Origin of the sequence: Sphingobacterium sp. DR205 (assembly GCF_011064245.1) — a bacterium.
In the GTDB taxonomy this organism is placed as follows: Bacteria; Bacteroidota; Bacteroidia; order Sphingobacteriales; family Sphingobacteriaceae; genus Sphingobacterium; species Sphingobacterium athyrii.
On record NZ_CP049333.1, the window covers coordinates 2,548,096 to 2,572,695 of the forward strand.

General features: G+C 42.2%; 17 protein-coding genes. 8 read left to right on the top strand and 9 right to left on the bottom strand.

Annotated elements, in window-relative coordinates; genetic code table 11:
• The first annotated feature begins 69 nt into the window (after window positions 1-69).
• Window positions 70-309 (top strand): hypothetical protein, encoded by a 240-nt coding sequence (locus G6053_RS10810; protein ID WP_104382394.1) that lies wholly within the window; start codon window positions 70-72, stop codon window positions 307-309.
• 28 nt (window positions 310-337) lie between these two features.
• Here G6053_RS10810 and G6053_RS10815 read toward each other — a convergent pair whose 3' ends face one another.
• Together G6053_RS10815 and G6053_RS10820 are read right to left on the bottom strand one after the other, a co-directional pair.
• The gene (locus G6053_RS10815) at window positions 338-1,051 is read right to left on the bottom strand and encodes a LytTR family DNA-binding domain-containing protein (protein WP_165306411.1); all 714 of its coding nucleotides are present in this window, start codon (window positions 1,049-1,051) and stop codon (window positions 338-340) included.
• The gene (locus tag G6053_RS10820; RefSeq protein WP_165306412.1) at window positions 1,048-2,109 is read right to left on the bottom strand and encodes a histidine kinase; all 1,062 of its coding nucleotides are present in this window, start codon (window positions 2,107-2,109) and stop codon (window positions 1,048-1,050) included. Before G6053_RS10820 ends, G6053_RS10815 begins: the two co-directional genes overlap by 4 nt.
• A gap of 307 nt (window positions 2,110-2,416) precedes the next feature.
• On the opposite strand from G6053_RS10820, the gene G6053_RS10825 reads away from it, so the two are divergent.
• Window positions 2,417-3,394, top strand: coding sequence for a DUF6268 family outer membrane beta-barrel protein (locus G6053_RS10825; RefSeq protein WP_165306413.1), 978 nt, complete (start codon window positions 2,417-2,419; stop codon window positions 3,392-3,394).
• Window positions 3,395-3,644: 250 nt separating this feature from the next.
• Window positions 3,645-4,280 carry a nitroreductase family protein gene (locus G6053_RS10830; RefSeq protein ID WP_165306414.1) on the top strand — a complete coding sequence of 212 codons (636 nt, stop codon included), beginning with the start codon at window positions 3,645-3,647 and terminating at the stop codon, window positions 4,278-4,280.
• Between the two features lie 120 nt (window positions 4,281-4,400).
• On the opposite strand, the gene G6053_RS10835 is transcribed toward G6053_RS10830, so the two are convergent.
• The 3 genes from G6053_RS10835 to G6053_RS10845 all read right to left on the bottom strand — a co-directional run bounded on the left by G6053_RS10835 (window position 4,401) and on the right by G6053_RS10845 (window position 10,281).
• A complete protein-coding gene (locus tag G6053_RS10835; RefSeq protein WP_165306415.1) occupies window positions 4,401-6,812 on the bottom strand; it encodes a TonB-dependent receptor in 2,412 nt (803 codons plus the stop codon).
• Window positions 6,813-7,017: 205 nt separating this feature from the next.
• Window positions 7,018-8,019: a metallophosphoesterase gene (locus G6053_RS10840; protein ID WP_165306416.1), complete on the bottom strand. Its 1,002-nt coding sequence runs from the start codon at window positions 8,017-8,019 to the stop codon at window positions 7,018-7,020.
• Window positions 8,020-8,043: 24 nt separating this feature from the next.
• On the bottom strand, window positions 8,044-10,281 hold the full coding sequence (locus tag G6053_RS10845) for a glycoside hydrolase family 95-like protein (RefSeq protein ID WP_165306417.1): 2,238 nt from the start codon (window positions 10,279-10,281) through the stop codon (window positions 8,044-8,046).
• A gap of 526 nt (window positions 10,282-10,807) precedes the next feature.
• Here G6053_RS10845 and G6053_RS10850 point away from each other — a divergent pair.
• From G6053_RS10850 to G6053_RS10865, 4 genes are all read left to right on the top strand, one after another.
• On the top strand, window positions 10,808-13,564 hold the full coding sequence (locus tag G6053_RS10850; RefSeq protein WP_165306418.1) for a DUF1553 domain-containing protein: 2,757 nt from the start codon (window positions 10,808-10,810) through the stop codon (window positions 13,562-13,564).
• A gap of 114 nt (window positions 13,565-13,678) precedes the next feature.
• The gene (locus G6053_RS10855) at window positions 13,679-15,178 is read left to right on the top strand and encodes a DUF1501 domain-containing protein (protein ID WP_165306419.1); all 1,500 of its coding nucleotides are present in this window, start codon (window positions 13,679-13,681) and stop codon (window positions 15,176-15,178) included.
• 3 nt (window positions 15,179-15,181) lie between these two features.
• A complete protein-coding gene (locus G6053_RS10860) occupies window positions 15,182-16,063 on the top strand; it encodes a TIM barrel protein (RefSeq protein ID WP_165306420.1) in 882 nt (293 codons plus the stop codon).
• Window positions 16,060-17,496, top strand: coding sequence for a c-type cytochrome domain-containing protein (locus tag G6053_RS10865; RefSeq protein ID WP_241254978.1), 1,437 nt, complete (start codon window positions 16,060-16,062; stop codon window positions 17,494-17,496). Before G6053_RS10860 ends, G6053_RS10865 begins: the two co-directional genes overlap by 4 nt.
• 209 nt (window positions 17,497-17,705) lie before the next feature.
• On the opposite strand, the gene G6053_RS10870 is transcribed toward G6053_RS10865, so the two are convergent.
• From G6053_RS10870 to G6053_RS10880, 3 genes are all read right to left on the bottom strand, one after another.
• Entirely contained in the window at window positions 17,706-19,001 is a 1,296-nt protein-coding gene (locus G6053_RS10870; protein ID WP_165306421.1) for an amylo-alpha-1,6-glucosidase, read from the bottom strand.
• A 34-nt stretch (window positions 19,002-19,035) separates the two neighbouring features.
• On the bottom strand, window positions 19,036-20,784 hold the full coding sequence (locus tag G6053_RS10875; RefSeq protein ID WP_165306422.1) for a class I mannose-6-phosphate isomerase: 1,749 nt from the start codon (window positions 20,782-20,784) through the stop codon (window positions 19,036-19,038).
• A gap of 62 nt (window positions 20,785-20,846) precedes the next feature.
• The gene (locus G6053_RS10880) at window positions 20,847-22,184 is read right to left on the bottom strand and encodes a sugar porter family MFS transporter (protein WP_108632073.1); all 1,338 of its coding nucleotides are present in this window, start codon (window positions 22,182-22,184) and stop codon (window positions 20,847-20,849) included.
• A 97-nt stretch (window positions 22,185-22,281) separates the two neighbouring features.
• Here G6053_RS10880 and G6053_RS10885 point away from each other — a divergent pair, with 97 nt between their 5' ends.
• Window positions 22,282-23,016, top strand: a complete 735-nt coding sequence (locus G6053_RS10885; protein ID WP_108632072.1) for a GntR family transcriptional regulator — start codon at window positions 22,282-22,284, stop codon at window positions 23,014-23,016.
• A gap of 61 nt (window positions 23,017-23,077) precedes the next feature.
• Here the strand turns inward: G6053_RS10885 and G6053_RS10890 are convergent, their stop codons facing one another.
• Window positions 23,078-24,400 carry a hypothetical protein gene (locus G6053_RS10890; protein WP_165306423.1) on the bottom strand — a complete coding sequence of 441 codons (1,323 nt, stop codon included), beginning with the start codon at window positions 24,398-24,400 and terminating at the stop codon, window positions 23,078-23,080.
• Window positions 24,401-24,600 lie beyond the last annotated feature (200 nt).

Consider the following 24,600-nt stretch of genomic DNA (forward strand, 5'->3'; position numbering starts at 1 on the left):
TGTGATAAATCTCGGATGAATATAAACTGAGAAGCGATCGAATTTTGGGTGCAATTTTAAATTTATAACATGAAAGCGAAGCAGATATTGATTTTTAAAAGCTCTGTGAGAACAAAGGAGAAGAAGACCTTCCTGATGCAGCTGTTAAAGCTCCATCTACCGCAGATACAGTCGGCTACCTTGGATCTGGATGATGAAGACGCCATCTTTCGGGTAGAAACAGAGGACTGTTCCGTAGATCTATTGACAGCTTTGTTGCATAGACATGGTATAAAAGTTGATTTTTTGGACCGCTTTGTCCTTGCTTAGCTCTATTCAGATCGCCGTACAGATGATCTTACAATAGCCCGCCTGTATACTGCTTAAAAAATAGCTCACGATAGATGTCGCCAATCGGGATTTCGAACTTGTCGATATATATCGTATGGTTGTCAAAAGAATCAATAAAGGACAAATTGATCAAATAAGATTTGCTGACCCGAACAAATATATGGGCCGGTAGTTTTTGGTGAATGGTTTTTAGATTCATTGCTGTAATCAGTTTGTTGGTACGGGTATAGATGACCACATAATCTTTGAGTGCTTCAATAAATCGAATATCGCCAAATAAGATTTTATAGTATTTTCGATCCGATTTGATAAATACAGCATCTTCATTCGCATCTTCAAAGGTGTTTTGATTTTCTTTTAAATTGAGCAGATTTTTATAGCTAAACGCTTTATCAATTGCCTTGACCAGGCGATCTTTTTTAATTGGTTTAAGCAGGTAATCAAGTGCATCCAGCTCGAACCCCCGCAATGCATATTGGGCATAGGCTGTCGTCAGTATCACCAGGACATCTTTCGGTAAGGCCTGTGCAAAATCCAGTCCGTTGACAGTGGGCATCTCGATGTCCAGAAAAACAAGGTCAACAGATCCAGTTGCGAGATATTCCTTGGCAGCTAAGGCATTGGAAAACTCGCCGAGGATTTCTATAGATGAAATTTCTTCGACCAGATTTCGCATTTCTTCCCTTGCTAAGGGTTCATCATCTACAATGATACAATTCATAATGGAATTTTTAATTTTACCTGATACAACAGGTGCTTTTTTGATATGTTAAGTTCGTAATTATTGCCATATAGCAAATCAAGTCGTCTTTTGGCATTGACTAATCCCAATCCACCGTATTTAGGATTAGTAGTCGAAAAATTTGGATCGCTCGAATTTTCACATTCAAAACAAAGTTGCCCATCGGTCTGTGTAAAGTGAATGGCAATAAAGGTATTTTCATTGTGTATATTGACACTATGTTTAATCGCATTCTCGATAAAAGCGGTAAAAAGATGTGGCGGCAGAAAAATACTTTGTTTTTCGAGTTCCGCGGCACAGGAAAGTGAGGTTTTCAAATTATCCCTGCGTATTTCCTCAAGTTTTAGAAAATTGAAAATAAAGTTTATTTCGGATTTTAAGAGTGTTTTATCTGCATCATTTTCATACAGTTGGTACCGCAGAAAATCGGATAGTTTGATAATAACCTCGGTGGCCATACTCGGGTTTTTCCGAATCAGAGCCTTCACATTATTGAGCATGTTAAACAAGAAATGTGGCTGAATCTGGTTCTTTAATGCATTTAACTCCGTTGTAAGCGCCAAGTTTTTTAAATCTGAAATGCGTTTATTGTCTTCGATCCAACGTTTAAAAAGTTTAAACGTAGTGGTGGTCAAAATGATGGGAACACAGATAAAAAGACCGCTCACAAAACTCATGGTATTGGTTCGTTGCCTTTCAATTGCCGGAATATGGATGCTAAAGATATAGATTGCGATCTGCATGACAACAAGCAGGCTCGCTGTCACCAGCAAAATGAGCAATACCGTGTAGATTTCATATTTTCCCCTGAAAAAAAACTGTGGTATCAATACGTACATATTGATATAGAACATTGCGACGAAAACCGTCCAAAGCGCCAGGGAGAAGTAGGTCTTATAATTTCCTAAAAATTGTGCATTTGTATTGGCATTGGCAAAAAGAATAAGCAAACCAATTAAGAACAGACCATGTCGTAAAAATCTGAATTTCTTTTCCGTTAGGTAGCGTAAAACAATACGGTTGTTGCAGTCTAGCATATTGATCTGGTTTATTGACCCTGATTTCGCAAATGTAACTTTTTTTGTTTCAAAATGATTTTGTTTTATATGAACACTGCTTTTTTTTATACCAAAGTGAAATCGGTAGATAGAATGGATAAAAAGCTCTTTTGAAGCTGCCCACCTTTCGTATAAAATATTGACCTTTTTGTATAAAAAATAAAATGAGCGTTTCCTATTGATCTATTCTTGTAACACGTCGGCTGCTCCGTTCTAATTTCCGAAAGAGCAGTTTTTCGGGTTTCCTTTAATTGAAAAAGAATAGATAAAAAAAACGAATATCCACATGAAAAAGAACCTGGTGTTGCTTGGGAGCTTTGCTCTTGTATGCAGCAGTTCCGCACAGACCAAAGATAGTATTCCGCAAAAAGTACAGGCCATTGTAGCCGACAAATTTCCTGCAGCGCGGGTGCTAAATCTAAGTTATGAATATAATGGCGGTTACAAATATTCATCCAATGTTAAAGGGGGCGTCATTACGCGAGGTAAGGTAGAGTCACTCCATCAGGCTGGCGGGAGCTTGAATGTCAATTTTTTAAACCGGCGTAGCTGGACGTTAGGTACTAGCCTCGGTTATCAGTATACTTCATTCAATGTACAAGAATCAGATTTAAGCACGCAGCCGCAAAAAATGCGTACACAGGATTTCCATTACCATTATGAATCACTTAATTTTTCTTACTTCTCAAAATTATTTGGAAAAATGGTTATTTATTCCGCTAGTTTCATGACGGATGGAAGCGATAAGGGGATTGAACGGATGCGTGGGATATTGACCGGAACATGGGTATTAAAAGCAACTCGGGATGTACAGATGACAATCGGCTTACTCGGGTTTATTGATCCTGCGGCAATTATTCCTGTTGTTCCTACCTTCACCTATAAGCAGCAATATCGCGACGGGTGGATGATAGATGTGCTATTACCCAAGGGCGCCTACGTCCGAAAAACAATGTTGCGAAATGGTCGCCTTTCTCTGGGGGCAGATCTCAGCACGACGACATTCTACCTCAATGATTTTTGGGAATCAGACAAGGTCTATACCTTTAGTCAGATGGAGATCAACTCGGGATTGACCTACGAACATAATTTGGGGAGATCGTTTATTGCAACGCTCAAATCTGGTATGAAGAACATTCCGAGATCGAGGATATTTGAAAAAAGTGAACGGCAAAATAATTATGTATGGGAAGCTTCTGCGGATCCGTCGTTTTATGTCAATGTTGGACTTTCTTTTAATCCCTTTGCAAAAAAAAGACGTTAGGGCAGGGCTGATGATCGGCAAGGGAATTTGACGGGATTGTAAAAAGATTTACTCAGTTTCTTGGATTATTATGTTGTTTTAGTGTTTGAACATTCAAATATTTGCTATATTTATTTTATAAATAGAAATTAAAATAAGGTTAATTGTATGTATACTGCTTTCCGGATTTAATTTCTTTTATCAAATTTAGGTGATACTAAGCCTGTAACAAGGCATTTGAATAAATAATAAAGCAAAAAAAGAAAAGAAAATGGCATTATTAGAAACCCTTGAATGGCGTTATGCGACCAAAAAATACGATTCAACAAAGAAGGTTGATCCGAAAGACGTAGATAAAATTATCGAAGCAGCACGTATGGCACCGAGCTCCTCGGGATTGCAACCTTTCCGTGTCGTGTTGATTACAGATCAACAATTGAAAGAGCAAATTGTACCTGTAGCTTGGGGGCAACAAATTATTGCAGAAAGCTCTCATCTTTTGGTTTTTGCGGCATGGGATAAATACACAGATGAACGTATTGATGCGACGTTTGACCAGATGAATAACCATAGAGGTTTACCATTGGATACAACTGATGATTACAAAAATAAATTAAAAAGTATGTTAGCTGCGCTTACGGAGGAACAGCAGGCAGCGCATGCCGCGAAACAGGCTTATATTTCTTTTGGAATGGCCATCGCGCAAGCTGCGGAATTGAAAGTGGATGCTACACCAATGGAGGGATTTTCCAACGGGGAGCTGGATAAGTTATTGGGATTAGACAAATTGGGGCTAAAAAGTGTTGTTCTGCTACCCTTAGGTTACCGTTTGGGTGAAGAGGATTGGTTGCTGAAATTGAAAAAATTTAGATTGCCTAAAACTGAGTTTTTGATTGAACTACCTTAATAGCACGAATTTAAAGTGCTGTAACAAGGGCAAGATTTAATTGTAATCTCTAACAATACACAAGAAAGGAGCTATATATAGCCCCTTTCTTGTGTATTGATGCCTCGTTAACGGAGCAAATTAAAATTGATATGCGACACTACCTAGGATATTTCTAGGCATTTGAGGATTTACGGTAGTCCAACCTTTGAAATAGGTTTGGTTGGTCAGGTTGTTTCCTTTTACCGCAAATTCAAAATGTTTATACCCGTAGGAGAGGCTTGCATTAAATAGTGTATATGACGGTAGTGAAAAAATACCTGTAGGTACACTGTTGGTAATCAGATTTTCACTGGCATAATTCAATCCCGCCCCGATACCGAGACCTTTGAGTGTTCCTTTTTGTAGAATATAGTTGGCCCATAGGTTCGAAAGATGTTTTGGCCCAGCTTCTGTTGGACGTAAATTATTCACATTTTCAGCAGCTTTTGTCGTTTTGCTATCATTAAAACTATAACTAAATATAACATTCAAGCCTTGGACCGGAGCAGCTGTTAAATCAAAATCTATTCCCCGGCTTAAACGTGTACCATCTTGAACGGTAATATTGTAGGACTCCCCATCGATAACTCTTGCTTCAGAGCGCAACATATTATCAACGGTAATGTCGTAGTAGCTTGCCGTTAGACCAAGTCTATCGTTGAGCAGATTAAATTTAACCCCGGCTTCCCACTGTGAGGCCTGCTGTGGTTTAAAGTCCCCGGATATACTCGGATGAGGTTGTACGACAGGAGCAACATTCTTGAATCCATTTTGATAATTGGCGAAAAATGAGACTTTATCTTTGATAAATTCATATACTAAACCTGCACGTGGAGAAAATGCGGTTTGATTGAAAGCTCCTGTCGTGGTGTCTTTGTCGAAATTATAAGTTCCCTGATTGTCAAAGTAATCCATGCGTAAGGCAACATTCAGATGTAACTGTGGAGTGAGATCCAAAACATCGGAGACATAGGCGCCCAAGACCTGATTACGGCTTCTCGTATTTGTTTCGGCTCCTGTTGAAGCAGCTATTGCTGCATCGATATTAGCCGCATTGAATCTAGCATATCTTGGATCATCAAAGGAGGTATTGAGCTGATCAAATAAGATATAAGGCGAATTATGACTTTCTGCTTGTTGGAAAAGATAGTCGACGCCGACGAGCAGCCTGTTTCGAAGTTCCCCGAGATGAAAGTCCCCGACAAAATTTTGCTGTGCATTGAAATTGCTGGCGGTGTAGTTCTGGTCAGCGACATAGCGATTGATCAATGTATCGTTATTCGCCTGGAGATACATGACATATTGAAAATAACCGTCTGATTTACGTCTATTGTAATTTACCGTTGTATGGGAGGTCCATTGTTCGTTGAAACGGTAGGTGACGTTGCCCCGTACATTCGTGGTAGGATTTTTAAAGGTCACGTCGTCATTCGTATACGATTTACCGAAATCAAACTGTAGTTCATCGGGCGTCCTCGCAAATAACTGGCGTGAACGATTGAGAAATACCATTAACGGATTGGTTGCCTTGTTTTGAAAGAGTTCGAAATCCAATTGAATGTCAAGTTTTTCACTTGGCCGGTAGAGCAATGAGGGGGCGATAAAAAATGATCTGTTGAAACCCGCGTCCTGATAGTTGCCGACATTTGTAAGTGCTGTATTCACACGGCCTAGAAGCTTTTTATCCGCGGTTAGTGGACCATATACGTCCGCTGTGAGACGATGCTGTGCATAACTGCCCAAAATATAATTGACACGACCACCGACAGTATCCAATGGCCTCTTGGTTATATTGTTGATTAGTCCGCCAAATCCAACTGCCGCTCCACCATACAGTGAGCCCGAGGGCCCTTTGATTACCTCAATGGATTCAAGATTGGCTGGGTCTGGACTGGTGCTGGCGATGCCCACCACACCGTTAACCATTGCAGTCTGCGTGCTAAAACCTCGTAATGTGTAATAGGTGACACCATCACCTGGTCTTCCAGTTGAAGCCCATAATTTGTCAATACCTGAAACGTTCGCCATAGCATCGTCGTAATTGGTATTAAGCTGGCTTTTTAATAACTCTTTAGTAACGACGGCGTATGATTGGGAGTTTTCAAGGTTGTTGAGCGGCATTTTAGAGACGTAAATGCTTTGTTTACGGGTATATTTATTGGATCCATTTCCATTAATAACAATCTCCTGTAAGGTAGATTGGTTTTCGTTGAGGTAAATATCTGGAATCCGGTTTTTGTCTTCTACAATTTGGATTGTACGGGTCAAAGACTGTAAGCCCACCGCTGATATCTCCAGTCTTGCTTCACCCGGCTTTAAAGATTTAAATTGGTATGAGCCGTTGGTTCTCGTTAATACGGTGATGTCCTGCGGGTACAATTTTACCGTAATACCCGAAATAGGCTTTCCATCGGAGGAGAAAATTTTACCGTAAATTTCGGCTTTGTGCTGTCCTTGGGCAAGTAGGGTGCCCGGAATAATCAACAGGAGGTAGATGATAATTTTATTCATGTTGGTTTGTAGTCTTAATTAGATTAATTATAAACAACGCAAAGGTATTACTCCTGTGATATTTTTCAAAGTATTATTTATTTAATTTTTGCTCCCATATCAGTCCGCAGATCGGCGACTTAGCTGTTTCCTAAAATGAATAATGGCCAAAGAGCGTGCGAAAAATCTCTTTGGCCATTATTGGCTCTTTGTAAGAATTAAAGTTTTATCGGTAGCGCAGATGTCTGCTATCAATCTTTGCACTAATCGGATATACATCTTTATAAATATCAATTCCCGTTTGTGCCAGTGGTATTCCGGCCATTGTTGTTTCAGACCCTTGGATACGGATATTCTTTTTATGATCTATACTGACTGTTGCCCAGATAGGATCCTGATAGACCAATGTTCGTTTTAAAATACCATGTTTTTTATAGAAATCCGCATCAAACGCTTTGCTTTCAAATGTATCACCCGCCCAGTAATAGGAGGCACTATTGATTTGCACATAATGAATGCCATTAATCTCGTTGTGATAATTGAGATGATGATGGCCAGTAAGAACAAGTAAAATTTTATTGAATCCAGCTTCAATATTCATCTGTTCCAATAGATACCTCACTGCCATGCCATTTTCAAGTCCGCCGTCTTCGTTGTCCAAGCCTTGATGACAAAAGATGATAACCCGCTTTTTAGTATTTCGAATATCTTTTTTTAACCATTCCAGTTGTTGTTGACCGATACTGCGGGGATAACCTTCAATTTTTTTTGTCAGGCTTTTCTCGTTGCCATCCAGGATGACAAAATGAAAGCCTTGTTTATCAAAGGAATAGTAAGGTGCGGGGCTATTCCAAAAATCGGTGACCTGTTGTTTTGTGAAGCCGCCGTCTGTATCGTGATTGCCGATTACAAAGTGCCTTTCCCCTGTAAAGCCATCCCAAATAGCCATTAATTCTTTATTCTTAGCCTTTGGAAAACAAAAGTCGCCCAAGGAAATAATAAAGTCGGGGTTTTCATTTTTCATTGCTTCGATAAAAAGTTTGGCCCGACGTAAACCATCGTGCATAAGATCGTGATGAAGATCTGCAATCACGCCAAATTTAATGCCCTCAGCTTTGAACACATGGTCTGTTGTCGACGCGATAGACGTATTGGCAAGACTCTTGTTGACTAATATGCTGCCTAAGCCTAAACTTCCCAGTTGGATAAATTTTTTTCGGTTGATCATACTTTTTTGGTAATACAGATTTAATTAAATACTGCCTAGCTGAATCGTTTGGCCTTTTTTCAATTTAATATATTGGATATCATTGTTTTTTGATAACTGTTTTTTACTTGACAGATCCTGAAGATCGGTCTTTTCAAAAATCCGGAAGACACCATTCTGACTGGCAGTTACGCGCAATGATGTTAGTTTTCCGCCGTTCTTCTCAGCACTGACAATAAATCCACCCGCAGTTCTCAGATTTTTAAAGGATACGTTTTTCCAATCCTCAGGCGTTGCCGGAAAAACTTCGATATAATCATTTTTGCTCTGAATTAATAATTCGTGAATACCCTGTGCGAAGGCAAAATTACCCTCCAGCGTAAAAGGGCGATAGGTAAAATCAGAATACTGCCCCCCATTTTGGTCACCGTTTAAGTGAAAGGAATTTATGGAACAAAAATTATGGGCAAATTTCTGTAAGTTCACAACAGCCTGTTTACTTTGTTTTGCTCTTGCATGGAGACAAGCCATCCATGAAAAGGAATAGCCCACCCAGGCCCTTGTGCCCAATTGCTCTAAATGGGAAAGCGATTTTTCGATCAACGATTTGTCCCGGGCGTTATTGATGTCAAGTATTCCCAATGGGTAAATAGCCATATAGGGTGACATGTGTCTATGGGAATGTTTCATCGGTAGGTCGACTGCGACTTGCAGGCCGGTTTCATCCGTCGCAAAATTAGGCAATTCGGCACTGTATCTAGCCCATTCTTTAGCTGCTTCGGGTTTACCATTTGCGTTGCTGACCTCTGCGGCGATATCGAATAAGTAATGTGCCAGGCTGAGATCAAAATTTGTCCAGCGCTCAAACCAGGCCTCCCTGCTGTTGTCATTGTATTCCGGACTACTGCTTAGGGGGAGATAACGCTTCCCATCTTTGAGATAAGTTATATTTTTTAAATAGGTTGCCGCTTCAGTGATATAGGGGTAAGCTTGCTCTTTTAAGAAATTGCGGTCCATTCCATATTTCCATTGCCAATAAAAATGTTGGGCTGTCCATGCACTGACTGTGGGGGATAAGGAGTATTGGATCCAGCCACCCATCGGGTAGCCATTCAATGTCAGCACACCCGGAATATTTAATCCGTCGACTGCAAAGTATTGCCGGGTATAGGCAAGATTCTTCGGCCTGATTTTCCATAACCAATCCGTATAACTTTGAGCCGCATCCATTCGGTTGGCGGTGTACGCTGGCCAATAGCTCAATTGCGTATTGAGATCGTTATGAAAATCCCCTTTCCAGGGTGGTAAGCCTCCGTTGTCGGCGGTCCAAACGGCTTGAAGTGTAATCGCTGGCGCACCTTGGCGTGCCGTAGCTCCTAATTTATAAAGTTCCAGGTAATATTGCCTTTCGAGGTCTTTTTCAGGAATGGAAATAGTCGATTTAGACCAATAGTTTGCCCACCAGGAGATATGGCTTTGTTTTGCGGCTTCATACTGTTTGATCGAAATGGGCTGTACTTTGGCTTTTTGATCGTTACTGATGGTCCAGTAGCCTATAAGCTTGTTCGGAGACATTTTTTTCCACTGCAATACAACCTCAAAAAAATGATGATCATAGGTTTCCTGATGCAGTACCTGAGCGTTTTCAGTTTTAACAATGTTCCCTTGTTTGTAACCCAGTCTGGTTAAGCTCTGGCCATCAACTACGCTTTTTTGCTCATCGGCCTGTGTGGTATTTTCGTATTGATGTGGGACAAGCTGTGGTGCAAGATCATCGATGTTTTTACCCGTAATTTCGAAGTACCCCATTGGTCTGGTGGCATGTACATAAGTAATAAGGGTTTTTCCATCGTCAAATTTCAATGTATGTACCGCACTTTGCAGATCCAGTACATTGGAAACGACGTTTCCGAATTTTGCTGCATCAAAGATCATCGCCGCTGCCGGAAGTTTGGTCGGATAAGGGGAGCGGTCATAGGGGGAATCCCCCCATTGTTGAGCTTCCTGATAGCTGTTGTTTTGTAGCTGTTGCTGTACCCATTTAAAATCATGTTTTTCTATCTCAAATGCTTTGCGTTCATCCCAAAGATCCGCCCGATCCAGAGATAAGCGGATGGTATTGTCTTTTTTCCAGATTAACGCACCCAACTGACCATTGCCTAAGGGGATAGCCTCATCCCAGCGAGTTGCCAGATTCGTAAAATTAAGATTGTAACCGGTGGATGGCTGTCCAACAACCAGACCGGTCATGAGAAATAAAAGAATGAGATAGCAGTATTTCATAATTTATATGGATATGGTTTACAAATTTAGTGCTCAACAGCACAAATAGCTGACACTATTTAGGCTTTTTTAGAGCCTATTTTGCCTTTTTTGTTTCCGGCATGCCGTCTAGCAACTTTGCTGTCAAAAATGGCTGAATGCGGCAGTATTGCTAATTATTGGTTAGAAACGCGGATCAAATGGATCGAGTCAATAACGCATGTCATCCGAACTCCTGATTAAAAGTAGATAAAGTGATCGCTTCTTAAGTTTCCGTAACTAAAATGTTATCCATGGCTAATGAAGCCAAAATGGTGCTAACAGCGGCAAAAAAAGAGATTGTATTGGGAGGAGGTAATATAGTTTATGTTTCTGTTAATCTAGTTTTAGTTTATCCCGTCGTTCTTCTTTAATTTTACTAACGTTAGCTATCAATGCCTGTATCGGCTCGCTGATATGTATTCCACTAGCTCAAGCATTGGAATAGCTGCACAACAATTATAAAATAAACCTAATAACAGAATAATATTGAATAGACCTTATTGCTATGAATAGAAAATTAATGGTGTTAGCATTATTGGCCTTAATTATCGCCTGCTTTACAATATTTACATTTGGTAAAGAAGAAACAGTAGACTTTAGTGCAGATGTCAAACCGATATTAAATAAACATTGCATTGCCTGTCATGGTGGAGTGAAGAAAAATGGGGGGCTTAGTTTTCTTTTTGAAAATGAAGCTTTTGCCAAAGCCGAGTCTGGCAAACCGGCAATTATTCGGGGGGATGCAGAGCATAGCGAGTTTATGAAGAGATTGGTTTCTGATGATCCTGAATTGCGCATGCCTTATAATGCGCCAAAACTGAACGATGAGGAAATTGATATTTTAAAAAAGTGGATCGACCAAGGTGCAAAGTGGGGTAAACATTGGGCTTATACTTTACCTGAAGATGTCGAAGTGCCGAAACCATTTTCCCTGGCAGGACTTTTTGGCATAAAACCGAAAGGGGTGAATAACAACATCGACTATTTTGTGCAGGCCAAATTAAAGAACAAGGAGCTCTCTTTTTCGGATGAAGCCGATAAGAGCACTTTGTTGAGAAGACTTTATTTGGACCTCATCGGCATACCACCGACCTTAGATGAAATCAGCGCATTTATCGAGGATGACAGCGATGATGCCTATTCCCGTAGAGTTGATAGCTTATTGGCTTCCTCTAAATACGGTGAAAAATGGGCTAGTTGGTGGCTGGACATGGCACGCTATGCCGATACCAAAGGATACGAAAAGGATGGGTCACGTAGTATCTGGTCCTATCGGGATTGGGTGATCAAAGCCCTGAACAAAGATATGCCATACGACGAATTTACCATTGAGCAGCTGGCAGGAGATCTTTTGCCTCAACCGACCAAAGATCAGCTTATCGCGACGGCGTTTCACCGGAACACCATGAATAACGATGAGGGCGGAACGGATAGTGAGGAGTTTAGGATGGCGGCTGTCCTGGACCGTTTAAATACCAGTTATCAGGTATGGTTGAGTACAACATTTGAGTGTGTACAATGTCATAGTCACACCTATGATCCTTTTAAATTTGAGGAATATTATAAATCGCTGGCATTTTTCAACAACACGCGAGATGAAGATACACAAGGTGATCATCCAAAACTACGTTTTTATACGGCACAGGACGAAAAACGTGTCGATAGCATCAAGCATTGGTTGACAGCCAATGGCGATGGAAATGCGGTAAAATCTGCGGATCTGTTCCTACATACGCTCGAGCCTAAGATTCATGCCCATTATAGCGATCAGATTGTAAACGGTGCTTTGTATGATACAAAATGGCTTGGTGTACGCAGCAGTGGATCAGCCCGTTTAAAAGCAATTACCCTGGATGGCAAAAGGCAGTTCTTTATGAATTTCTGGACAGATGCAGTTGGCGGAAAAATGGAAGTGCATCTCAATAAACCTAATGGGCCTTTGCTAGCCAATATAGATTTACCCAAAACCTCGGGCAGACAGGTTATTCAGGCAGCGATAGCACCGACAAGCGGTGTACACGACCTTTTTCTGGTATTTAAGAATCCAGCAGTTGCAGCTGGTCAACCGATTTGTATGATTGAATGGTTTGCTTTTCGGGAGGACTTTCCGGTTGGAAAACCCTCCGAAAATCTTAACCTTCAGCGAACTTTTCTCCAGCTTGTCAATCTGCAGCCCGAAAGTGTGCCCATTATGATTGAAAATCCGAAAGAAATGCATCGGAAAACGAATGTATTCATCCGGGGTAACCGGCTGTCTCTGGGGGCAGAAGTACAGCCCATGGTGCCTGAATCGCTCAATGAATTTCCAAAAGGCGCTCCCCGAAATCGCATGGGATTTGCGCAGTGGATTGTCAGCAAAGAGAACCCATTAACTGCGCGGACCTTGGTTAACCGTGTTTGGGCACAGTTGTTTGGCCGCGGACTGGTGGAGCCATTGGGTGATATGGGGACACAGAGTATACCGCCAATTCACCGTGAATTATTGGATTATCTGGCCCTGGATTTTATGAACGGAAAAAAATGGAGCATGAAAAAATTGGTCCGTGAGATTGTCCTTTCAGGTACCTATAAGCAGGCTTCAACGCTAAATGGTGATAAAGTGGAAAAAGATCCGCAGAACTATTATTTGGCGAGAGGGCCGCGGTTTAGGCTTTCCGCGGAGCAGATTCGGGATCAGGCGCTAGCCGTCAGTGGCTTGTTAAGCAATAAAATGTATGGACCGAGTGTCATGCCCTATCAACCGGATGGGGTGTGGATGACCGTATACAGCGGTGAGTCCTGGGTCAAGAGCGAAGGGGAAGATCAGTATCGACGTGGCGTTTATACCTTTTTGAAACGTACGAGCCCTTATCCGTCCTTTGTTTCCTTCGATGCATCCAGCAGGGAGGTATGCCTGGTTGATCGCATACGGACAAATACGCCGTTGCAGGCTTTGGCCACCCTCAATGACCCCGTGTATCTGGAAGCGGCAAAGCATTTAGGAAATATCATGCTGCAGGAAGGAAAAGGAGATACAAAAAAGAGCATCAGTGCCGGTTATCGAAGGGCAATGCTCAAAGAAGCCGATCCCAGGAAGATCGCCGACCTTGAGGAACTCTACAAAAAAGCACTCTTGGAATTTAACAAAGCGCCAGCATCTGCAGCGAAATATCTGGGCAGCGATTTGGCAAAGGAAAATACAAAAACAATATCATCCAAAGCTGCTTATATGTTGGTTGCAAATGCATTATTGAACCTGGATGAATTTTTAACGAAATCCTAGGGGAGAGATTCAAAATACATGCTGGTAATAAAACCCCGGGGAGCTGAATCAACCGGGAATCGGGATAAACAATAGATATGGTAGAATTGGTGCCATGCAAAAAGAGCTACATGAATGAAAGATCTGAATAAATTAATAGAAGAAGCACAGCAATCTGAATTGAAGGCTGTGACAAGAAGACATTTTCTAAAAGATTGTGTTGCTGGTATTGGCGGCATTGCATTGGGAAGTCTTTTGGCAAGTTGCGGAGGATGGAACACATCCGGATCAAAAGGCAATTTGGATCTGAATGCTTTAAATCCGTTGATTCCCAAATCGCCCCATTTTCCCGGTAAGGCCAAAAGTGTGATCTATTTACACATGGCGGGAGCCCCTTCGCAGCTTGAATTGTTTGATTATAAACCTGCACTGCAGAAATTACATAATCAACCCTGCCCACAGTCCCTTCTGGCCGGAAAGAAATTTGCCTTTATCCGCGGGGTACCTAAAATGCTGGGACCACAGGCGACTTTCAAACAATATGGTGAAAGTGGAGCTTGGGTATCCGATCATTTACCTCATTTTAGTCAGGTGGTTGATGACGTCAGTTTTTTGAAAGCCGTCCATACGGATCAGTTTAACCACGGACCCGCACAGCTGTTTATGCACACCGGAAGTGCCCGATTGGGGCGTCCAAGCATTGGTTCATGGGTGACTTATGGCCTGGGCTCAGAAAACAGCAATCTACCGGGATTTGTGGTATTGACTTCTGGGGGTAAAACGCCGGACGCCGGAAAGAGTGTCTGGGGAAGTGGTTTTCTGCCATCGGTCTACCAGGGGGTGCAGTGCCGTTCAAAGGGAGACCCTGTATTGTATATTGCTGATCCTGAAGGAATGGACCGGGACATGAAGAGCCATCTTATCGACGCGATCAATAATGTCAACAAAACGGAGTATGACACATTTAAGGACCCTGAGACACTTTCACGGATTGCGCAGTATGAAATGGCTTATAAAATGCAGGTCGCCGTACCCGAAGTAATGAATATCAACAATGAACCTGCTTATATCCATGAATTATACGGTACCGAACCCGGAAAAGAATCTTTCGCCAATAACTGCCTGTTGGCCCGCAAGCTTGTGGAACAGGGCGTGCGTTTTGTGCAATTGTTTGACTGGGGCTGGGATAGTCATGGCACAAATGCGGCAGACTCCATAGATCTTGGATTTCGAAATAAATGCCGTGAAATTGATCGCCCGATGACGGCACTGATCCTGGATCTGAAACAACGGGGCTTATTAGAGGACACATTGGTCGTCTGGGGCGGGGAGTTTGGACGGACGCCAATGCAGGAGAATCGTGATAATAGTGATATGCCATTCCTTGGAAGAGATCATCATACGGACGCCTATACCATCTGGATGGCAGGTGGAGGCATACGTAACGGCATCAGCTACGGGCAAACGGACGATATTGGTTTTGCAGGTGTTGAAGGAAGGGCTTCCGTACATGATGTGCATGCCACCATGCTCCATCTCCTGGGATTTGACCACGAAAAATTTACCTATGAATTTCAGGGCCGACCATTCCGTTTGACGGATGTGGAAGGTGAACTTATACAAGCTATTATTTAACGAATGAAACGATTTCTAGTATTAATCCTTCTGATGGCCAATTTTTATACACTTCTGGCACAGCAACAAGAGAAATTACACATTAAGTACTATTGTACCAATTGGGGAAATACCGATTCCTGGGACCGCTTTTGTGAACGCGTGAAAAATGCGGGCTATGATGGGGTAGAAGCCTGGCTCCCCGGGGATCAGAAAGAGCGAAAAGAAATGATTGATGCCCTGCAAAAATATGGTCTGCGTTTAGGGCTTCTTTCCGGTGGTTCCGGAGCTTCATTTGACCAATACCGCGAAAGTTTTAAACGTAATCTGGAAGAAGCCGCAAGCATAAAGCCGGATTATATCAATTGCCATACAGGTAAAGAATATTACGCATTTGAACAGAATAAGCAATTGATCGATATCGGTCAAGTGATTATGGAAAAATGGCGTATTCCGGTTTACCATGAGACACATCGTGGCCGATTTAGCTTTGCGGCCCACCTGACCAAAGATTATTTAACAAAAATCCCCGCTTTAAGGCTTGCTTTGGATATTTCACACTGGTGCAATGTACATGAGTCGTTGCTCGCTGACCAAGCTGAAGCGGTTTCTTTGGCACTCGCCCGGACAGAACATATCCATGCCCGGATCGGACATCCTGAAGGGCCTCAGGTCAATGACCCCGCGGCACCGGAATGGAAAAGTACGGTCAGTCAACATCTGGCCTGGTGGGATCAGATTGTCGCCCAACATAAACAAAGCGGAGCAAAGGTATTGACCATTACCACGGAATTTGGTCCGGCAGGTTATTTGCCTACACTGCCTTTTACACAGCAGCCGGTGGCAGACCAATGGTCCGTAAATGTATATATGTTGAATTTACTCAAAGACAGGTATAAAGAATGATGGTTTTTCTTGAAGAATTGATGGCCTTTTTGGGACGGTTTCATCCCATCTTAGTGCATTTACCCATCGGAATTTTATTGATTGCATTTGTGATGGCATTTCTGGAACTATTCAAAAAAGAAAATCCATACCTGTCGGCGATTAGATTGTGCTTGTTATTGGGCAGTATAGCTGCCATGTTTGCAGCTCTTTCGGGATTTCTGCTTTCACGCAATGGCGGTTATGAAATCGACGTGCTCAATTACCATCAGTGGCTGGGAATTGCTGTCGCCGTAAGTAGCCTACAGCTTTATTTCCTGTACCGCGAAAAAAGCGGAGCGCTACAATGGGCAAGAAAAATCCTACGGTTTCGTTTTTGGCTATTTTTGATCCTGGTTATATTACTGGGAGTCACAGGACACTACGGCGGTACCTTAACGCATGGCAAGGGTTATTTTCTTGAAGCCATGCCACAGGCGATGAAAAAGACTTTTGGTGTGGAGGAAAGCAGCGACGAGCTTTTAATTGTAGAGAATGTACAAGAGGCTGCCGTATATGACGGTATTATACAACCTATACTCAAACAACGCTGTCAGAGCTGCCATGGTGATCGGAAACAGGAGGGCGGATTGGCCTTACAGACAAGGGAAAGTCTGTTAAAGGGGGGTGAAAATGGAAAGGTGCTGAAGGGTGGCAATTCGAAAGAAAGTGAATTGTATGCGCGACTGATATTGCCGGAAGGACACAAAAAAAGAATGCCACCAAAGGGGCGTACACCGATCAGCCTCGATCAGATCAAATTAATTGCATGGTGGATTGATCAAGGGGCGAGCTTCGATAAAAAAGTGAATCAACTTACACAGACGAAGGAAATTGCCGCAATATTGAAAAAACTTGAAACAGGAGAACAGGAGGCCTCGCAGGTATTGTATGCGGATTTTCCAAAGGCACCCGATTTACCAAAGGATAAAGTTGATGCCTGGCAGGCAAAAGGAATCAAAATCATTCCTGTGGCTAAAGAAAATAATCTGGTGCTGGTCAATGCCATCAACTATCCACAGTTTAATGATAAGGATCTGCAGGAACTGTTGGCCATTAAAGAGAATATCGTTCAACTGAAGCTTGGGTATACCGCCATCACTGACCAGGCATTTTCTACGATAAAATCCATGCCTGTCATCTCACGTCTACATCTCGAGAATACAAAAGTTTCCGACAATGGCCTATCCCAATTGAAAGGACTGCAAAAATTGATCTACCTGAACCTGGTGGGGACAAAAGTAAGCGCAAAGGGTCTGTCGAATTTGAAGGATATCCCTAGCTTGAAAAATGTATATATCTACCAAACGGGCGACCGGGACAGTGTGGCCTTAAAAGCATTACAGGGTAAGGTGCGCATCGATACAGGTAATTATCGGTTACCATTTATCGCTACGGACACGGTAAGGTTCTAAGAGGATAAAAGGAGAGACCAAGTCGTTTTTCCCATCGATTATAGTGCTGCTGAATAGATACTTAGTCTATGCTGTAGCATTACTTAGTCAATAATAAGGGTATTGGAAACCTGACTTGCCGATAGTGCAGCGATGTGATTGAATGGTGATAGGGTGTCCGATCTTTTCGGACACCCTATTTTTTTTGTGTTGGGTATAAATATTACGGGTTATTTTCCGGTATTTTCCAATAAGGTGATTGCATCGTAAAGTACGCCAGCCTCGCCTCTAAAGGTTCCCGAACCTTCAGGTTTATTGTCTTTCGTATACCATTCGTAGAAACCTTTATTTTTAATGACACGCGCCAACATGGGCTTGATCTGCTCATAAGCTTCCTGCTGGAAACCATTTTTAGCCAGTTGTTGGATCATTCTCCCTCCAAACCAGGTCCAATCTCCGCCATTTTGATAACCATACGGATACATGCCTTTATTTTTGAAAAAACCTGCAGGATAAGTCGGATATACGGTTAATCCAATGGTGGCTGCTCCGGCATCTTTTACATTTTTGATCATCTTGTCCAGGGAAATTTTGATCTGCTCTTTGCTAAGCAGGTTCGCCTCAATGGCAATGGCTGTTCCGCCGTGATAGTAGATTTGGTTTTCATCAAAATCTTTTGGAAATGGCGACCCGTTGATGTAGATGTGAGGGATGAATTTTTGATTTTTATCGTCCCAAAGATGTTTCATGGTATTGCTGGCAATCGTGGTTCTGACCTTACCCCATTTTTCTTTTTTATCAGGGAAAAGATCCATGTAATTGTCCAAAGCAATTAAAAACATGGCATTATCATAAATATCCAGGGCAATATGAGAGTTTTTGTCCAAATGGACCCCCCAATCGTGTTCTGGCTGCACATCACCCCAATCGACCGTTGTGGCCCCCCACAATAGACCATAAGTGGCATTATAACGTTTGTCCATTAAAAATTGCAAGGCCTGTTCCATCCGGTCTTTCACTGTCGTTTCGCCTATTTTTTGTGCGAGAAAAGAGCTGTCCTTAGTGGCTACGATATATTTGTGAACTGCCTGGATCAAGGATGTTTCCTGATCGGTTTCAACCGTGTTTTTATGTGCGGCATATTCCGGAGCCAGTGGATTAGTGATGGTATAATAGTCGGAAACACCATTCTTTAAACTGGATTTTTTGACAAAACCGTCTGCGATATTACCATCAGCTTCCTGTAATTTAAAAAATAGTGCCAATTGATCTTTGATCTGCTCGTGGGGGTGCACTTGGCTTGCTAAGGTAATAAAGGTATTGTAATCCCTGATCCATACTTCACTATAGCCGTCACCTGCATTGAATCCTGCTTTGATAACCTTGCTTGCCATATCTTTGACGAGTTGGAAGCTACTATCCTGTGCCACATTTTGCTGTGTGCCGCTTCCTGTGGATTTGTTGCTACCACCGTTGCAGGATAATAGCAGCAAGGAAGTAGATAATGCGAAACATAAATTTCTCATGATGCTGTTTTTTTCTATCGTTGTGTACTTATTATTAACATTTATGGTCTTTGACAAAAGACTGTATTACTTTTGCCTGAGCAGTTCCCAGGTTGCGGAGCGAATAGGATTTCGCCGCTGCGGGAACGGCAAAAGTCTCGGCATAATGGAAGATTTTTTTCATGCCATTGGCAGTTGTCAGTTCTACCGCTTCCCCTTCAACGAGCATCATAATATGGCATTGCCCCTTTGTCTCAATCTTCACCTCGTCTGCAAATTCGTACCTGTAAACATCATAGAAATGATCTTCATGCGTTGGCAAATGCACTTTTGATGCTTGGGCATCGAGTGTATAAACCTCTGGTTGGGACAGGAGCGTATCTTTGACGACATCACCCTTTCGGTTAAAATTAAGATTGGCAAAAGCCCTGTCGATATTTAATGGACGTGGCTTACCGTCTAAATCGGGGCGTACCCAGTCGTACATCTTAAACGTGTAGTTGTAGGGAGTGGCGCTGATCTCCAGTACAAGGTTATTCGTCCCGGAAGAATGCACCGTACCGTGGGGAATTAAATATAACTGATGCTTTTGCGATTCAAATTTTTGGACGTACCTGTCAATGGCGATCGGTTCGCCCGTACGGAAGCTCTGTTCAAGAACAACACGGAAGTTTTCCGCATCGATATCCTCCTGAAATCCCAGGTAGACCTGTGCATCGCCCTTTCTGTCCACAATGTAGTAGGATTCGTCTTGTGTGAAATTTTCTCCAAATTCGGCTTTGGCATAACTTGGACTAGGATGGCACTGAATGGAAAGATTGCCGCCATCAAAAGTGTCCAGAAAGTTAAACCGGATTGGAAACTCAACGTCAAAACGTGGCTGCGCAGCGCCCAGGACATTTGAACTTTCCTGAAACATCAGTTGATCAAAAGAAATTTCGAGCACTTGCCCGTTATTCTCAAGTAAAATGCCGTTTTCGGGAACAATCATTTCAAAAGACCACGCATAATTTTTAACCTGTTGATCAATACCCGTTAAATGTTCCTTCATCCATTGTCCGCCCCAGACTCCGGGTTCGAATGTTGGTCTTACCCGAAAGTAATTTTTAGACATTACATGCAAAGTCGCTTTTAGATCATTTCCTAAGATCCAAGGTAGATTTTCAGCGGATTGCTGATCGGCAAGAATCTCCACGCGTGATAATATCGTCCGTTTATGTCGGTTTAGGAGTTCCCAATCGACAAAGTAATACCGTTTATAAAGCTCTTTTTGATCGCTTTGTTTTGCACAGGCCAGGTTCCCGGCCAGTCCCGCACGCATCCGTTGGATTAGTATATTTTTGGGCAGGTCGATGTACATCACCTGACTTGATACCTCAAGGAGCGCTGCTCCGGGGCCATAAAAAATAAGATACTCACTGTCGGTGGCCTGTTTTAGCATTCCCTGCAGTGCAGCCAATTTGACCGTATCAAAGTATGCGATCAGTTCGAGTGGTGTTTTTTTTCCGAATAATGGATCATTACCGCCAAGATAAGGAGCTACTTTCTCCTCGATTGCTGCTTCAGGGAGCAATGCTGTTTCCATGGAAACAAATCGCACTGTTAATCCCCGCTTAACAAATTCCTGCTGGATATGCTTTATTGGTGTTTCCCAATTTACGCCAACAAACCCATCTATGCAGTGTATATGATTTTGGATCAGGTGATCGACCAACTCATCATAAGAGTTGGACAATTTGCCCTGAACTGGAAATGTAGGTAAGATGTCGTATTGAAAAGATGTCGTTTGAGTATTGGAATACATAAGATGTTATTTATTGCGTATGTAAAAAAAATGACTAAAATAATAGGGGATATTGAACGAAGTTATGCGTTGTTATTCTGCTTTTTCTTTGATTTTTCAATCCAATATTTTTCGATTTCTTCCAAAGGTTTGCCCTTGGTCTCCGGTAAATATCCCAGCACAACGATAAAAGCTATCGCACAGAAAAAAGCAAATAACCAAAAGGTATAACTTGCTCCCCAGGATGCGAGCAAAATAGGAGTCAGCTGACCGACGATCGCATCGGAAATCCACATCACCATAATACTTATTCCCATTGCTCTTGCCCGTATGGCATTTGGGAATATTTCCGCCGCGACCACAAATTTTAACGGACCGATAGAAAAAGCAAAGAAAAAAAGGAAGAGCAGGATGGAAACAATCAATGCAACATTGTTTGGTTGTTCCTGACTGAAGAGATATCCCGTTACAATCAGACTAATGGTGGCCCCCAATGTCCCTAAAATATATAAGGGTCTTCTTCCCCAATTATCTACTTTCCAGATGGCAAAGCAGGTAAATAATACGTTCGCCGCACCAAAAAATAATTGTGCATGATAAGAATTTGCTAAGGAAATACCTGATTCCAACAGTATGCTTGGGCCGTAATAGACGATGGCGTTGATGCCGCTCAGTTGAGAAAATAAGGGTAAAAATAGACCTAACAGAAATGCCCTGCGGTAGATGGGAGAAAACAGCTCCTTCATATTTCCTTTGGCCGGACTTGGCGAATCATATAGATCCGTTAAACCAAGTTTGGTACGGATTGCTGCGACCTCTTCGTTTCGCCCAATTTTGGCCAGCCAGCGGGGACTCTCAGGAATAAAATAAACCCCTAAACTAAGTAGGACGGCAGGGATCGCGCCAACTAGAAACATGCCACGCCAAAGCTCCGCCTGAGGCAACGAATCGAATTGAAGAATGAAATAGTTACTAATATAGGCAATCAGAATACCAAATGTAATCGCCAATTGATAACAGGTAACTGATCTACCTCTGAATTTACTGGGGGATATTTCAGCAAGGTAAAGAGGAACTACGATAGAAGCTATACCAACACCTAGTCCGCCAATGCCCCGGCTCGCGATCAATATAGTATAATTAGGACTGAATCCGCAGCCAATTGCTGACAATAAAAAAAGCAACGATGCCACGATAAAGGCTTGTTTACGACCATATTTGTCCGTAAAAGAGCCCGTAAAGAATACACCAATAATGCATCCGATTAGTGCCGAACTAACAAAAATACCTTCCTGCACAGGAGATAATCCAAAAAATCCCTTCACAAGCGGTAAAGCACCGGCGATAACCGCCATGTCGAAGCCAAAAAGCAGTCCGCCCAGTGAAACAATGCATAAAATAAGGATAAAATTTTTAGACATAGTTGGTTTATTAGTTTTATATGTATATACATACAAACATATATCTATTTTTTTAATTATCCAAAAAATCTTACTTTAGCCTAAGCAATATCATGTAATGAATTTAAAAATAGATCACAAAAGTCCAGTCCCACTGCATATACAAGCAGAAAATCTACTGCGGGAGTTGATAAAACAACCGGAATATATTGAGGGGAAAATGTTGCCCAATGAAATAGAGCTAGCCAAACGTCTGGCTATTTCCCGTTCTACTTTACGTCTGGCGATTAATAAGCTGGTTTATGAGGAGCTATTGATCCGGAAGAAAGGTATCGGTACAAAGGTTGCAAGCACCAAATTCAGTTCGAAATCCAAAAATTGGCTAAGTTTTTCACAAGAAATGAAAAATCGTGGTATCGAGGTCAAGAATTTTGAGCTTCATGTGAGCTGGGTAGTGCCCGATAAGGCCATTACAAAATTTTTTGCGGTCGATGAGGATCAAAAGCTATTAAAGCTGGAACGGTTACGTGGTAAAAAAGATGATCCGTTCGTCTATTTTACGTCTTATTTTCATCCTCGCATTGGGCTGACAGGTGACGAAGATTTTAAACGTCCGCTGTATGAAATATTGGAAGCCGATTACCATGTTGTGGCCGATCTTTCGCAGGAAGAAATAGACGCCGTTGCAGCCAATAAATTTATCGCAGACAAACTCGAAATCAATATCGGCGACCCGATCTTATCGCGCAAACGCTTTGTTTTCGATCAGTCCGGAAAGCCAATTGAATATAATCTGGGATTCTATCGCGCCGAAAGCTTTACCTATACCGTGGAAAGCCGAAGAGATTATTAATAGAACAATTGATCCAGTAATCATAAGCTACTGGATCAATTCATCCGTCGATTGCATGTGACTACTTGGCTGTTTCTGAGGCCCATTGATGGAGTAGTGCGATTGCTTTGCTCAATACACCGGCTGAGCCTTTGAATTTGCCCGATCCGCTCGGCACATCATTCTTGCCGTACCATTCGTAAAAACCTTTGTTCTTCACCACACGATCAATCATTGGCCCTAACTCGTCATAAGCTTCCTGATAAAAGCCGTTGCGGACAAGTTGCTGGATCATTCTGCCGCCAAACCAGGTCCAGTCGCCCCCATTTTGATAGTGATAAGGTTCTGCCATCCAACCTTTGAAAAAACCGGCAGGGTAGGTCGGATAAAGTGTAAGGCCGATGCTCGGCATGCCCGACAAACGGACATTTTCCAACATCTGTCTATTGACCGTTTTTATTTCGTTTCGTTTGAGCAGTCCAGCTTCGATCGCAATTGCCGTACCCCCATGGTAATGGATTTGATTTTCATCAAAGCCTTTTGGCAGGGGAGAGTGCTGTGGATAGATATGTGGAATAAATTTCTGTTTCTTTTGGTCCCAGAGATAGCGTCTGCTATTTGTTTCAAGCTCCTTTTTAAATTTTTTCCAATCAGCGGCCTTTGCTCCATTGGGTTGGATTTCAATTAAGTTCTGTAAGGCAATGATGAGCATGGCATTGTCGTAGATATCAATGGCTTCATTGGAGAGTGCATTCCAGTCACAGCCAAAATCGTCATGCGGCTGCACATCACCCCAGTCGGCTGTCATGGCGCCCCAAAGGAGACCGTATGTTGTATTGAACCGTTCTCGCCTGAGGTAATCCAACATCAGCTGTATGCGCTCTTTGACCGAAAGTCCACCAATGGATTCGTCAAGAATGCCATAATCCTTGGTTTTCTGTATATACTTGCCCAGTAGCTGAATCAGCGAAGTCTCTTGGTCGGTCTCGACAGTGTTTTTAAAACCGACATGATCGGGTGCATTTTTAGAATAATAAGGCGTATCATCATGCCAGGTGAAATCTTTCTTGAGCACATAGCCGTCGACCATTTCACCATTGGGCTGTTGCATCTGGAAAAACAATAGGATAGCCCCGCGAACATCTGCTGCAGGTCTTTCTTCCAATGCCGTTTCAATAAACGTATTGAGGTCCCGGGCCCATATCTGCGAATAGCCACTTCCGGCATTAAATCCTTCTTTGATGACCTGCCTGGCCAGGCTATCCACATATTTTAATTTCGGATCGGCTAAAATGGTCTGCGCAAGCTTAAGTTGGTCTGCTTTCGATGGGATTTTTTGTTGCGCAGAGAGACCGCTGCTAAATAAGATAAACGTAAGACCGAAAAACGTTAGGTTTCTTCTCATGGAACTTTTTATTAATTGAAGTATTATGCATTTCAGTAGTCCAATCGCGATGTTTCGTTAGATTATTTCCAGCGCATTCAATTTGGATTGATCTTTATGACTTAAAACTTCTTGGTTATTATTTGTTATGTATATACAAACAAAGGTAGAAAAATAACTGGTGCATTAGGCTTTTAAGGAGATATAATTCAATTCGTATT

Bases quoted from the DNA above. Each gene is read 5' to 3' on its own strand.
- G6053_RS10810 (WP_104382394.1), top strand. From the start codon at position 70: ATGAAAGCGAAGCAGATATTGATTTTTAAAAGCTCTGTGAGAACAAAG.
- G6053_RS10815 (WP_165306411.1), bottom strand. From the start codon at position 1,051: ATGAATTGTATCATTGTAGATGATGAACCCTTAGCAAGGGAAGAAATG.
- G6053_RS10820 (WP_165306412.1), bottom strand. From the start codon at position 2,109: ATGCTAGACTGCAACAACCGTATTGTTTTACGCTACCTAACGGAAAAG.
- G6053_RS10825 (WP_165306413.1), top strand. From the start codon at position 2,417: ATGAAAAAGAACCTGGTGTTGCTTGGGAGCTTTGCTCTTGTATGCAGC.
- G6053_RS10830 (WP_165306414.1), top strand. From the start codon at position 3,645: ATGGCATTATTAGAAACCCTTGAATGGCGTTATGCGACCAAAAAATAC.
- G6053_RS10835 (WP_165306415.1), bottom strand. From the start codon at position 6,812: ATGAATAAAATTATCATCTACCTCCTGTTGATTATTCCGGGCACCCTA.
- G6053_RS10840 (WP_165306416.1), bottom strand. From the start codon at position 8,019: ATGATCAACCGAAAAAAATTTATCCAACTGGGAAGTTTAGGCTTAGGC.
- G6053_RS10845 (WP_165306417.1), bottom strand. From the start codon at position 10,281: ATGAAATACTGCTATCTCATTCTTTTATTTCTCATGACCGGTCTGGTT.
- G6053_RS10850 (WP_165306418.1), top strand. From the start codon at position 10,808: ATGAATAGAAAATTAATGGTGTTAGCATTATTGGCCTTAATTATCGCC.
- G6053_RS10855 (WP_165306419.1), top strand. From the start codon at position 13,679: ATGAAAGATCTGAATAAATTAATAGAAGAAGCACAGCAATCTGAATTG.
- G6053_RS10860 (WP_165306420.1), top strand. From the start codon at position 15,182: ATGAAACGATTTCTAGTATTAATCCTTCTGATGGCCAATTTTTATACA.
- G6053_RS10865 (WP_241254978.1), top strand. From the start codon at position 16,060: ATGATGGTTTTTCTTGAAGAATTGATGGCCTTTTTGGGACGGTTTCAT.
- G6053_RS10870 (WP_165306421.1), bottom strand. From the start codon at position 19,001: ATGAGAAATTTATGTTTCGCATTATCTACTTCCTTGCTGCTATTATCC.
- G6053_RS10875 (WP_165306422.1), bottom strand. From the start codon at position 20,784: ATGTATTCCAATACTCAAACGACATCTTTTCAATACGACATCTTACCT.
- G6053_RS10880 (WP_108632073.1), bottom strand. From the start codon at position 22,184: ATGTCTAAAAATTTTATCCTTATTTTATGCATTGTTTCACTGGGCGGA.
- G6053_RS10885 (WP_108632072.1), top strand. From the start codon at position 22,282: ATGAATTTAAAAATAGATCACAAAAGTCCAGTCCCACTGCATATACAA.
- G6053_RS10890 (WP_165306423.1), bottom strand. From the start codon at position 24,400: ATGAGAAGAAACCTAACGTTTTTCGGTCTTACGTTTATCTTATTTAGC.